The following is a 12,499-nucleotide window of genomic DNA, read 5'->3' as shown; positions in this document are numbered from 1 at the left end:
AAACCCCCGGCATCTATCTGCCGGGGGTTTGCTTCTCAAGCTGCACTTTTACTGGTCGGAATGGCGGCTGTTGCCTCGATCTCGATCAGGGCTTCGTCTTCGACAAGCGCACTGACAACCACCATGGTCATGGCCGGAAAGTTTTTGCCAAGCACACGGCGATAGGCTTCGCCAACTTCACGCTGATGGGCCAGATATTCTTGTTTATCCACAACAAACCAGGTCAACCGCACAAGGTTTTCAGGGCCACCACCGGCGGCTTCAAGCACGTCAACGATGTTGCGAAGTGCCTGTTCCATCTGGCCGACGAAATCCTTGGCGACAAAGACCTGATCGGCGTTCCAACCGATCTGACCACCGATATAAAGCGGTGCCCCGTCGGCAAGCACACCATTGGCGTATCCCTTGGGCGGTTTCCATCCGTCTGGCTGAATGATTTTATGCATTTTTTTCTACCATTTCGTTGATTTCATTATCGATCTTGGCACGCAAGTTATCGGGCCAGGGCACCGACTTTCCGGCACCATTTCGGGTAAAGACCAGTGTTGCTGTCATTGCAAGGCGTTGCTCGTCACCGCAAACGGCACTGATTTCAAGATCAAGGCTGGATCGCCCCAATCGTGTCGGCGTCAGGCGAAATTCAAGCATCTCGCCAAGACGGCTTGGCGCGGTAAAGCTGATTTGAAGGGCGGCGGTTGGCACGGCAACCTGCAAGGGCCCGTGCATTTGCGCAAAACTGACCCCGATCCGGGCATCAAACCATTCTTCGACCGTAGCATTGATCATTTCGAAATAACGGGGATAGAAAACGATCCCCGCCGGATCGCAATGTTGAAACAAGACTTTTTGGGGATAGGTAAATACCGTCATCTCAGACCCCCAAATACCGGTTGGTCAGATCGTCAGTCAGGTCATTGACCGCACCACTCCATGCCGTAACGCCCTTTTCAACAATGACATAACGATCCGCCACGCCCGACAGTTCCTTTAACGACTTATCGACGACAAGGATCGACAGACCTGATTGTTTCAAAACGTTGATCGCCACCCAGATTTCCTGTCGCACGACAGGGGCCAAACCCTCGGTCGCTTCGTCAAGGATCAGAAGGCGCGGGTTGGTCATAAGCGCACGACCAATCGCCAGCATCTGCTGTTCGCCGCCCGAAAGCGTCATCGCCTTTTGATCGCGACGTTCGGCAAGGCGCGGAAACAAATCCGCCACCCGGGCAAAATCCCATTCGCCGACGGTTGCCGCCGCCATCAGGTTTTCCATCACGGTCAAACGCGCAAAGCACCGCCGACCTTCGGGCACCAAACCAATGCCAAGGCGGGCCGCCTTATGCGATGGCAATTTGGCAAGATCATTTCCGGCAAAGCGGATATCACCATCACGATGGGCCATCATGCGACAGATGGTTTTGATCGTGGTTGTCTTGCCCATGCCATTGCGGCCCATAAGGGCCACGGCCTCGCCCTCACCCACGGTTAGGTCAACACCAAACAACGCCTGTGATGCTCCGTAAAAAGCGGTCACACCCGATAATTCGAGAAGTGCAGTCATATCAGGCTTCCTCCCCGAGGTAGGCACGTTTAACATCGTCATTGCCCCGAATTTCATCAACCGTTCCGGTCGCAATGATCCGGCCATAAACCAAAACCGAAATCCGGTCGGCCAAGGCAAAAACCGCATCCATATCGTGTTCGACCAAAAGGATCGGGGCCTCGGCACGCAGCCCCCCCAGGAAGTCGGTCAAATTTTTGGAGCCCTCTGGCCCCATGCCGGCCATTGGTTCATCCAGCAGGAAGGCACGCGGTTTAAGCGCCAATGCTACCGCCATTTCAAGCTGACGACGTTCACCGTGCGATATATCAGCCGCCCGCATTTGTGCCCGATCGGCAAGGCCAACCCGTTCAAGCTGTGCCATCGCCGGTTCAAGAAGCGACGCATCGGACAGAACCGGCTTGAAAAACCGAAAGATTTTGCCGCTGACCGATTGCTGAGCCAGAACAACATTTTGCAGTACCGAGAATTCCGGCATCAACGATGATACCTGAAACGTTCGGGCCAAGCCCATGCGGGATCGTTCAACCGCATCCAATTCACCGATATCGCGCCCGGCAAAACGAATTTCACCGCTATCGGGTTTGATTTCACCGGCAATCTGTTTGATCAGGGTGGATTTCCCCGCCCCGTTCGGCCCGATCAGGGCATGAATTTCACCCGGCATCAGATCAAGCGATACATTGTCACTGGCAAGCAGAGCGCCGAACTGTTTGGTGACTTTTGATAGCGAAAGAATGGCTTCAGGCATGTTTGCGTTCCCCCGCCAAAAGGCCAATCAGGCCACCGCGTGCAAACAGCACCACCACCAGCAACAAAATACCCAACGGCAATTGCCAGAATTCAAATGTACTGCCCAAAAGATGTTCCAGCATGATGTAAAGTGCCGCCCCGGCCACCGGGCCAAACAAACGCCCCACCCCGCCCAGAATGACAAACACCATGATTTCACCTGACATATGCCAAGACATCATCGACGGGCTGACAAAGCGGTTCAGATCGGCGTAAAGCGCCCCGGCCCATGCGGTAATCATGGCCGAAATCACAAAGGCCACCAGACGCACACGGAATGGTGCAATACCAACCGCCATCATGCGTTGTCCGTTCTGGCGTGCCCCCTGAAGGGCAAGACCAAAGCGTGACCGGATCAGCACCGCTGAAAACGCCAAAACAATGCCCAGCATCACCGCACACAGGCCAAAGAAACTAAGCGGATCAAGCGTATTAAGCCCCGGGAAGCTGTTACGCACATAGATCGACAACCCATCCTCGCCGCCATAGGCCGGCCAGGAAATTGCGAAATAATAGATCATCTGTGCGAAGGCCAGCGTGATCATGATGAAATAAACACCACTGGTCCGAAGCGTGATCGCCCCGATCAAAAGCGCAATCACGGCCGATGCGATCAAGGCCACAACCCAAATCACAATCATCTGTGTCGTGCCGTTAATTTCAAACGGCGTGCTCATGATCGGTTCATAGTTCAGCGCATGGCTGGCTAGGATCCCGGCGGCATAGCCCCCGATCCCGAAAAAGGCGGCATGCCCAAACGAGACAAGCCCGCCATAGCCAAGGGCGATGTTAAGCCCGACACCGGCCATACCAAATATCGCGACCTTGGTCGCAAGGGTGATGATAAAGGGTTCGTCCATTGCCTGTGCAATCAGCGGCACCGCAATCAAAAGAACAGCCAGAATAATATTTAAAATGGTTTCGCGGTTCATGGTCATATCAGGCTTCCGTCCCGAACAAACCGCTTGGCCGCAGGAATAACACCAGCGCCATAACGATATAAATCAGCATCGATGCCAAGGCCGACCCGATTGCAGTTGCACTTGCCGGGTCAAAGAATGCCTCGAACCCGATTGGCAACAGGAAACGCCCCATCGTGTCGGTAAATCCAACCAGAAGTGACCCGATCAAGGCCCCTTTGATCGACCCGATCCCGCCAATCACGATCACGACAAAGGCCAAAATCAAAACCGGTTCGCCCATGCCGACCTGAACCGACTGGGTCGTGCCGACAAAGGCCCCGGCAAGCCCGGCCAAGGCAGCACCAAGGGCAAAAACAATCGTGTAAAGACGATCAATATTGACGCCCAATGCCGCGATCATGCCACGGTCGGCTTCGCCCGCACGAATACGAATACCAAGCCGGGTTTTCCCGATCAAAAGGAACAAACCAATGGCAACGGTCAGACCGGCAATAATAATTGCCAGACGGAAAATCGGATATTGGAACCCGCCCGGCATCACAACCGTGCCAGACAACACATCCGGAACACTTAAAAACAAAGGAAATGATCCAAAAAGCCACCTTGTGCCTTCGGAGAAAATCAGAATAAGCGCAAAAGTCGCCAGCACCTGATCAAGGTGATCACGCGCATAAAGACGACGGATCACAATCATTTCAACCAGCGCACCGGCAATGGCCGCGGCCATCAAACTGCCGACCAGCCCCAGCCAGAATGACCCGGTCCATGCCGCCACCGCCGCACAGGCAAACGCCCCCACCATGTAAAGCGATCCATGGGCCAGATTAATCAGCCCCATCACGCCAAACACCAGCGTCAAACCCGATGCCATCAGAAACAGCATCACGCCTGACTGAAGGCCGTTTAACAGCTGTTCCAGAAATAAAGAAAACATATAGGGAAAACTCCGTCGCAAGATGGCGGACACCAAGCCCCCGATATCATTACCGATCCCGGTGCCCGCCGACTTGTCAGACTTCTTTTACATCACACATTCTGATGCATAGGCATCGGCATGATCAATCAGCGCGGTACCAACGATCTTGTTGGTCAGAACATCGCCTTCCTTAATCACTTCGCGGACATAAATGTCCTGGATCGGATGCTGGTTCGCACCAAAGATGAACTTGCCACGGACCGAATTAAAGTCCGCCGCACGTAGCGCATCACGGAATGCGTCCTGATCCTTGACATCTGCCTTGCCCATTGCCGACAGCAGCAGGTTCGCCGTATCAAAGCCATAGGATGCATAAAGCGACGGCAGGCGGCCATATTCGGCCTGGAAGGTTTCGACAAATGCCTTGTTGGTGGCATTGTCGATGTCTTTTGACCAGTTAGAGGTGTTTTTGATGCCAAGTGCCGCATCACCAACCGCACCAAGGATCCCCTGATCCAGCGAGAATGCCGGGCCAATCAACGGAATGCCAACACCAGACTGTGCATATTGCTTCATGAACGCAATACCCATGCCGCCCGGCAGGAAGAAGAACACGCTATCGGCACCCGATGCACGGATCTGGGCGATTTCAGCCGCATAATCGGTCTGGCCAAGCTTGGTGTAAACTTCACCGGCAACATCACCGAGATAGAAACGCTTGAAGCCGGAAATGGAATCTTTACCCGCCGGATAGTTCGGCGCCATCACAAACGTTTTCCCGTAACCGGCACTGGTCGCATAACCGCCAGCGGCTTCGTGCAGGTTGTCGTTCTGATAGGAAACGCTGAAGTAATTCTTGTTACAGCCCTTGCCGGCAAGTTGCGACGGTGCGGCATTAACCGACAGATAGAATTTGTTCTGCGCCACAGCCGATGGCACAACTGCCATAGCAAGGTTCGACCAAATAATACCGGTCAGGACATCAACTTTTTCCTGCTGGATCATTTTATCCGCCAGCTGAACCGCAACATCGGGTTTGCGCTGATCGTCTTCGATCACAACCGTAAGATCGGGATTATTGGCTTGCTTGACAGCCAGCATGAACCCGTCACGTGCATCAATACCAAGACCGGCACCGCCGCCCGAAAGGGTCGTGATCATGCCAACTTTTAACGGTTCTGCATGTGCAGTCCCTGCCATCAGCAATGCAGCAAGTGCTGCAATTGTTGTTTTAGTGCCCTTCATCAAAGCCTCCGTGTTTATGTTTTTATCTGTCTAGCAACACGTTGATCCCGCGACTTTTTCTGTAGTGTGTTGCCGCGGTTATAGTGAACCTGATGCCTGCCCCTGATTTTGCAGTGTTCAGCCAGGTCCGTCCATCCTCAAAGCGTGGTTCTGACACGCCAGAGTTCCGGAAACAGTTCAATTTCCAGCATTTTTTTCAGATAACTAACGCCGCCGGTCCCCCCGGTACCGCGTTTAAACCCGATAACGCGTTCAACCGTTGTCACATGGTTAAACCGCCAACGCCGAAAATAATCTTCGAAATCGACAAGCTTTTCGGCCAATTCATAAAGCGGCCAGTATTTTTCAGGTGCGCTGTAAACCATATGCCAAGCCGCAATCACGTCATCATGCGCGCTATAAGGTTCACTGACATCGCGGTTCACAATCGCATCGGGCACAGCAATGCCTTCGCGCACCAGCAAACGAAGCGCTTCGTCATACAGGCTTGGCGTTGCCAGTTCGGCCATCAACAATTGAGTAATATCGGCGCGGTGCGCATGTGGACGCAGCATCGCATGATTGCGATTACCCAACATGAATTCGATCTGACGATACTGATAGGATTGAAACCCCGAAGACGGGCCAAGCGCATCACGGAACGTCGTATAGTCACTTGGCGTCATGGTGCGCAACACGTCCCATGCATTATTAAGCTGTTCGAAAATACGTGATACACGGGCCAGCATCTTGAACGCCGGTTGCAGGCGTCCATTACGGATGGCATCGCGTGCTGCGGTAATTTCGCGGATTGCCAGCTTCATCCAAAGCTCGGACGTTTGGTGCTGAATGATAAACAGCAATTCATCCTGTGCATCGGTCAAAGGATGCTGCGCACTTAGAACAGCATCAAGCGACAAATAGTCGCTATATGACATCTGATCGGAAAAATCGGTCCGTGCGCCTTCGGTGCTGGGATCATAAGGCTGATTCATCGGGCAACCGTTGTTTTTCTCGCTCATGTTACCGCATTCCTTTTGTGGAATTCCGGCCTATCCCAGGCACGGGTTCCCATGATTTCTGCAAGGATTTTAACCGCGCCATCAACGTCGGCATTGTCGATATAAAGCGGGGTAAAACCAAACCGGATAATATCGGGTGCGCGGAAATCACCAATCACGCCGCGCGCGATCAAGGCCTGCATCACCGCATAGCCATCGGCACATTTAAACGATACCTGCGATCCGCGATTTTGGGCATCACGCGGGCTTGCCAGTTCCAGCATCGGGCAGCTTGCCTCTACCCCGGCGATGAATTGTTCGCAAAGTTCAATACTGCGTGCACGGATATCAGCCATTTCAATGCCGTCCCAGGCTTTCATGGCTTCTTCGAGAACCGTCATCTGAATGACCGGTGGCGTCCCCACCCGCATCCGCGATACATCGGGTGCCGGGTTATATGCCATATCAAAGGCAAAGGGGGCCGCATGCCCCAACCAGCCCGAAAGTGCGGGCCGCACGGTTTTGGCGTGATCCGGACGGACATAGATAAACGCCGGGGCACCGGGGCCGCCATTTAGGTATTTATAGGTGCAGCCCACCGCGAAATCGGCTTCGCACCCGGCAAGGTCCACCGGCACCGCCCCGGCGGAATGCGCCAAATCCCAGATCACCAACGCACCAACGTCATGGGCAAGTTTGGTAATACGTTTCATGTCGTGCATGCGCCCGGTGCGATAATCGACCTGGGTTAGCATCAAAACGGCAAGGTCTTTGTTGATCAGGTTTTCGACGTCTTCGGGGTTCGGGGTTTTAAGAACGTGCCCTTTATCCAGGCTTTTGATCAGGCCATCGGCCATATAAAGATCGGTCGGGAAATTGCCGTTGTCCGAGACCACCACCTTGCGATCTGCACGCATTTCAAGCGCACTTGCCAGCGCCTGATAAACCTTGATCGACAAGGTATCCCCCATCACCACCGTACCCGGTGCCGCGCCGATCAGACGCGCGACCATATCGCCGACACGTGTGGGCTGCGCCATCCATTTGGCATCGTTCCAGCCCCGGATCAGCATTTCACCCCATTCATCCGTAATCATGGATGAAGCACGCGCAGCAGCCGTTTTTGGCATCGCGCCCAATGAATTCCCATCAAGGTAAATCACCCCGTCGGGGATATGGAACAACGCTTTGGTGGCGGCAAAATCAGTCATGCAGAATTTTCCTGTTTCAGGCGGAAACGTTGAATTTTTCCAGTCGCGGTTTTGGGCAACCCATCGACGAAAATCACCGAACGCGGATATTTATAGGGCGCAATCGTTGCCTTAACGTGATCTTGCAAAAGCTTGGCCATTTCAGGCGACGGATTGGCATTTGTGGCCAATACCACATGCGCCTGAACGATATAACCGCGTTCCGCATCAGCACTGGCAACCACCGCACATTCAGCAACATCGGGGTGGGACAACAGGGCGGCTTCGACCTCTGGCCCAGCGATATTGTAACCCGACGAAACAATCATATCATCGCTACGCGCCGCAAAATGGAAATAGCCTTCGTTATCGACAAAGAACGCATCCCCGGTCAGGTTCCAGCCATCACGCACATAGCCAAACTGACGATCATCAGCCATATAACGGCACCCGGTTGGACCGCGTACCGCCAGCTTGCCGACCGTGCCAACGGGCAGTTCGTTCATCTCGTCATCAACGATTTTGGCTTCGTAACCGGTTACCGGGCGCCCGGTGCATGCCGGATGGGAATCCCCGAACCGGTTGGAAATAAAGATATGCAGCATTTCGGTCGCCCCGATGCCGTCCAGCATCGGTTTGCCGGTCTTTTCCATCCATGCGTTATACACAGGGGCGGGCAAGGTTTCCCCGGCCGAGACAGCAGCCCGAAGTGATGACAAATCAGCCCCATCATCCATCGCGGCCAGCATCGCACGATAGGCCGTTGGCGCAGTAAAGCAGACGGTCGCCTTATAGGTTTCGATGATTTCGATCATATTGGGCGGCGATGCCTTTTCCAGCAACGTCGCAGTTGCGCCAAAGCGCAGCGGAAATACCGCCAATCCACCAAGGCCAAAGGTAAAGGCCAATGGCGGTGATCCGACAAACACGTCATCGGGCGTCACATTCAAAACTTCCTTGGCATAACCATCGGCAATGATCAAAAGATCGCGGTGGAAATGCATGGTTGCCTTTGGCTGCCCGGTGGTGCCCGATGTGAACCCCAAAAGCGCAACGTCATCCCGCCCGGTTTTGACCGCATCGAATTTCACCGATTTGGTCAGGGCAATACGATCCAGTTCGGCGTCATGATTGGCCGTGCCATCAAACCCGATAACCTTGGTCAAAAACTTGCTATCTTTGGCGCAGGCGACCAATTCATCCATCAGGCGCGTATCGCACAGGGCAAATTCGATCTCGGCCTTATCAACGATCTGGGCCAATTCACCCGCGCGCAGCATCGGCATGGTATTAACCACCACCGCCCCCGCCTTGGTTGCCGCCAGCCAGCACGCAACCATTGCCGGATTATTGGCCGACCGGATCATGATGCGATTGCCGGGCTTGACCCCGTAATCTTCGACCAATGCATGAGCAATGCGATTGGTCCAGTCGGAAAGTTCCTTATAGGTACGCTGACGGCCATTGCCGATCAATGCGGTATTATCGCCAAATCCCTGTTCGACCAAACGGTCGGTCAATTCGACCCCGGCATTAAGATATTCGGGGTACTGAAATTGATCGAGATTGAATTCCGGCCAGGTTTCGACCGGTGGCAGATTGTCCCTTGCGAATGTATCGCTATGTGCGGTTGGACCCAAAACGTGCGACATGGTTAGTTAAGCCCCTGATACAGCTATTTTTGTGCCAGCGTTTGCCGTGCAATGATTATTTTTTGGACGTCTGACGCGCCTTCATAAATCCGAAGAGCGCGAATTTCCCTATACAGCGTTTCAACGATGTGGCCACTGCGCACACCATCGCCGCCGTGAATTTGCACCGCCTTGTCGATGACGGTTTGGGCGTGATCGGTTGCATAAAGTTTCGCCATTGCGGCTTCGCGACTGACACGCGCCGCCCCGCTGTCTTTAAGCCATGCGGCGCGATAGACCAAAAGCGCACTGGCATCGACATCAAGGGCCATATCGGCAACATGCCCCTGCACCATCTGCAAATCAAACAACGGCGCGCCAAACAATTCGCGTGACTGGACACGAGCAATGGTTTCATCCAGCGCCCGGCGTGCAAAGCCAAGGGCCGCGGCGGCAACGGTTGACCGGAACACATCCAGAACCGACATCGCAATCTTGAACCCTTCGCCCGGCAGGCCAATCAGGGCACTTGCCGGAATGCGGCAATCGGTAAATTTCAACCGTGCCAACGGATGCGGAGCAATGGTTTCCAGACGTTCGGCAATCTCAAGCCCCGGCGCATCCGCAGGCACCAGAAAGGCCGACAGGCCCTTGGCACCGGGGGCTTCGCCAGTGCGGGCAAAGACGCAGTAAAAATCGGCGATGCCGCCATTGGAAATCCAGGTTTTCTCGCCGTTCAGAATATAATCACTGCCATCTGTTCGCGCATCAAGGGCGATATTGGCAACATCCGATCCCGATTGCGGTTCGGTTAAGGCAAAGGCGGCGATGGCTTTGCCTGACCGCACTTTGTGCAGAATATCACCGCGCTGTGCGCTTGTGCCGAACAATGAAACCGCGCCACTACCCAACCCCTGCATGGCAAAGGAAAAATCGGCCAAACCATCATAACGCGCCAGCGTTTCACGGATCAGACACAGCGACCGCACATCCAGCTTTGCCCCGGCCATATCAGGATCAATAGCGGCATGTTTTAACCAGCCACCTTCATTCAGACGCGACACCAGATCACGACAGGCAGCATCGACATCGTGATGATTGATCCCCTCAAGATTTGCAGCAGCCCACACATCAAGATTTGCGGCCAATTCGCGGTGCCGATCTTCGAAGAAGGGCCAATCAAGGTATGATGTATCGGCCATCAGTTCCCCTCAAACACCGGTTTTTGTTTGGCAACGAATGCCTTATAGGCGCGATTGAAATCTTCGGTCTGCATGCAAATCGCCTGGGCCTGGGCTTCGGCCTCGATCGCCTGTTCGATGCCCATGTTCCATTCCTGCGCCAGCATGGTTTTGGTCATCATGTGGCCGAAATTCGGGCCTTCGGAAATGCGGGTTGCCAGCGCAATTGCCTCAGCCTCCAGCACGTCGGCCTCGACCAGACGATTAAAGAATCCCCAGCGTTCGCCTTCGTCAGCCGACATCGACCGGCCGGTATAAAGAAGTTCGGCAGCACGCCCCTGACCAATAATGCGCGGCAGGATGGCGCACGCCCCCATATCACATCCGGCAAGACCGACACGGGTAAACAAAAATGCCGTTTTGGATGCCGATGTCGCAAGACGCAAATCCGATGCCATGGCGATGATTGCCCCGGCACCGACGCAAATCCCATCAATGGCGGCAATCACCGGTTTGCCACAGCCAATGATCGCCTTGACCAGATCGCCGGTCATGCGGGTGAATTCCAAAAGGCCCTTCATGTCCTTGTCGATCAGTGGACCGATGATGTCATGGACATCACCACCGGAACAGAAATTGCCCCCGTTCGATGCAAACACCACGGCCTTGATATCATCGGCATAGACCAGATCACGGAACGTATTGCGCAATTCGGCATAGCTATCAAAGGTCAACGGGTTTTTGCGATCCGGACGATCCAATGAAATGACCGCAACATCGCCTTCCATGCGCCAATTGAAATGCTTTGGTTTAAGACCGGACATTTTAGTCATGGGGCGCCTCGTTATGATGGGAAATGGTGCGCAAAATACGGATCAGCGCGTCAGCATCGTTTGCCGACAAATCGGAAAACAGTTCGGAAACCCAGCCTTCATGCACAAGCGCACGTTCGGCAAAATCTTTTTCCCCATCCGGGGTCAAGCGCACAATCGATGCCCGGCGATCATTTTCAACCGGTACACGAACAATCATGCCATCGGCAACCAAGCGATCAACAATGCCCGTGACATTGCCGTTTGAAACCATCAACGCGCTTGAAAGTTCGCTCATGCGCATACCGTCACGCGACCGATACAGGGCGGCCATAACATCGAAACGTGGCAGCGTGGAACCAAATTCAAGCCGCATCTTTTCACGCAGCTCGCCCTCGATCTTGCGCGACACTTTCAGGACTTGCAGCCAAGCGCGCAGGCGGGCCTTTGACAAGTCCGAGGTTTCATTATCGGCGTCGTTTCGAAGGTCTTCGGGGTTGGTCATATTCATACTTCTCCTCCCGATACCGAAATTGCCTGTCCGGTTATCGATCCGGCTTGCGGGCTGCATAGCCACATGACGGTTTGGGCGACTTCTTCGGGTGCGATGAACCGCCCCTGCGGATTAATTTTGGCAAGGCTTTGACGCGCGGCATCGGGGCTCATACCGGTTTTCGACACGATATTGGTAACCGACTGTTCAAGCATCGGCGTTTCCATGAAACCCGGGCAAACCGCATTCACCGTGATCGGAGTTGATGCCAGTTCGTTTGCAAGGCTTTGGATCAACCCAATGACCGCATGTTTGGCCGCACAATAGGCGGTGACATAGGCATATCCCTTTAACCCCGCGGTCGAGGCGATTGAAATCAAGCGTCCCGGCTTGGTCTTGTCCATCACGTTTAACCCTTCGCGGAAGGTCAAAAACGTTCCGGTCAGATTGACATCAATCGTGCGTCGCCACAGATCGACCGATGTTTTGCCAAACGGTGCACTTTCGGCCATGCCCGCATTGGCAACCACCAGATCAGGCCCGCCGATCACATCACACATGGCTTCATACATCGCACGCACCGATGCCTCGTCGGTGACATCGGCCCGAATGGCGGTGATATTGGGATGTTTTGCCACCTCGGCCAGCATATCAACCCGGCGACCCGATACGGCAACCTTAACCCCCGCATCGGCCAGCATGCGGGCCATGACGGCCCCCACCCCGGAACCACCACCGGTGATCAATGCCGTCTTGATGGCAAGATTGGTCATGG

General features: G+C 54.3%; 14 protein-coding genes. All 14 read right to left on the bottom strand.

What is annotated here, in order from left to right; translation table 11 throughout:
- Nucleotides 1-35 precede the first annotated feature (35 nt).
- The 14 genes from TALK_RS11405 to TALK_RS11340 all read right to left on the bottom strand — a co-directional run bounded on the left by TALK_RS11405 (nt 36) and on the right by TALK_RS11340 (nt 12,497).
- Nucleotides 36-446 carry a RidA family protein gene (locus TALK_RS11405; protein WP_085618937.1) on the bottom strand — a complete coding sequence of 137 codons (411 nt, stop codon included), beginning with the start codon at nt 444-446 and terminating at the stop codon, nt 36-38.
- Nucleotides 439-870, bottom strand: coding sequence for an acyl-CoA thioesterase (locus tag TALK_RS11400; protein WP_085618936.1), 432 nt, complete (start codon nt 868-870; stop codon nt 439-441). Before TALK_RS11400 ends, TALK_RS11405 begins: the two co-directional genes overlap by 8 nt.
- A gap of 1 nt (nt 871) precedes the next feature.
- Entirely contained in the window at nt 872-1,561 is a 690-nt protein-coding gene (locus tag TALK_RS11395; protein WP_085618934.1) for an ABC transporter ATP-binding protein, read from the bottom strand.
- A 1-nt stretch (nt 1,562) separates the two neighbouring features.
- The gene (locus TALK_RS11390; protein WP_085618932.1) at nt 1,563-2,312 is read right to left on the bottom strand and encodes an ABC transporter ATP-binding protein; all 750 of its coding nucleotides are present in this window, start codon (nt 2,310-2,312) and stop codon (nt 1,563-1,565) included.
- Nucleotides 2,305-3,291 carry a branched-chain amino acid ABC transporter permease gene (locus tag TALK_RS11385; RefSeq protein WP_085618930.1) on the bottom strand — a complete coding sequence of 329 codons (987 nt, stop codon included), beginning with the start codon at nt 3,289-3,291 and terminating at the stop codon, nt 2,305-2,307. The genes TALK_RS11390 and TALK_RS11385 overlap by 8 nt, the downstream gene beginning before the upstream one ends.
- Nucleotide 3,292: 1 nt before the next feature.
- Nucleotides 3,293-4,210, bottom strand: coding sequence for a branched-chain amino acid ABC transporter permease (locus TALK_RS11380; RefSeq protein ID WP_085618928.1), 918 nt, complete (start codon nt 4,208-4,210; stop codon nt 3,293-3,295).
- 87 nt (nt 4,211-4,297) lie between these two features.
- Nucleotides 4,298-5,437 (bottom strand): ABC transporter substrate-binding protein, encoded by a 1,140-nt coding sequence (locus tag TALK_RS11375; RefSeq protein WP_085618926.1) that lies wholly within the window; start codon nt 5,435-5,437, stop codon nt 4,298-4,300.
- A 137-nt stretch (nt 5,438-5,574) separates the two neighbouring features.
- Nucleotides 5,575-6,438: a tryptophan 2,3-dioxygenase gene (gene kynA, locus TALK_RS11370; RefSeq protein ID WP_139833803.1), complete on the bottom strand. Its 864-nt coding sequence runs from the start codon at nt 6,436-6,438 to the stop codon at nt 5,575-5,577.
- A complete protein-coding gene (gene kynU, locus TALK_RS11365; RefSeq protein ID WP_085618924.1) occupies nt 6,435-7,628 on the bottom strand; it encodes a kynureninase in 1,194 nt (397 codons plus the stop codon). Before kynU ends, kynA begins: the two co-directional genes overlap by 4 nt.
- Nucleotides 7,625-9,259, bottom strand: coding sequence for an AMP-binding protein (locus TALK_RS11360; RefSeq protein ID WP_085618922.1), 1,635 nt, complete (start codon nt 9,257-9,259; stop codon nt 7,625-7,627). The genes kynU and TALK_RS11360 overlap by 4 nt, the downstream gene beginning before the upstream one ends.
- Before the next feature lie 23 nt (nt 9,260-9,282).
- Nucleotides 9,283-10,440, bottom strand: a complete 1,158-nt coding sequence (locus tag TALK_RS11355; RefSeq protein WP_085618920.1) for an acyl-CoA dehydrogenase family protein — start codon at nt 10,438-10,440, stop codon at nt 9,283-9,285.
- On the bottom strand, nt 10,440-11,252 hold the full coding sequence (locus TALK_RS11350) for an enoyl-CoA hydratase family protein (RefSeq protein ID WP_085618918.1): 813 nt from the start codon (nt 11,250-11,252) through the stop codon (nt 10,440-10,442). Before TALK_RS11350 ends, TALK_RS11355 begins: the two co-directional genes overlap by 1 nt.
- Entirely contained in the window at nt 11,245-11,742 is a 498-nt protein-coding gene (locus TALK_RS11345) for a MarR family winged helix-turn-helix transcriptional regulator (RefSeq protein ID WP_085618916.1), read from the bottom strand. The genes TALK_RS11350 and TALK_RS11345 overlap by 8 nt, the downstream gene beginning before the upstream one ends.
- Nucleotides 11,739-12,497, bottom strand: a complete 759-nt coding sequence (locus TALK_RS11340) for an SDR family NAD(P)-dependent oxidoreductase (protein ID WP_085618914.1) — start codon at nt 12,495-12,497, stop codon at nt 11,739-11,741. Before TALK_RS11340 ends, TALK_RS11345 begins: the two co-directional genes overlap by 4 nt.
- Between the last annotated feature and the right edge of the window lie 2 nt (nt 12,498-12,499).

Source organism: Thalassospira alkalitolerans (genome assembly GCF_002115745.1).
Lineage (GTDB): Bacteria > Pseudomonadota > Alphaproteobacteria > Rhodospirillales > Thalassospiraceae > Thalassospira > Thalassospira alkalitolerans.
This window is presented reverse-complemented; position numbering and strand designations above follow the sequence as displayed.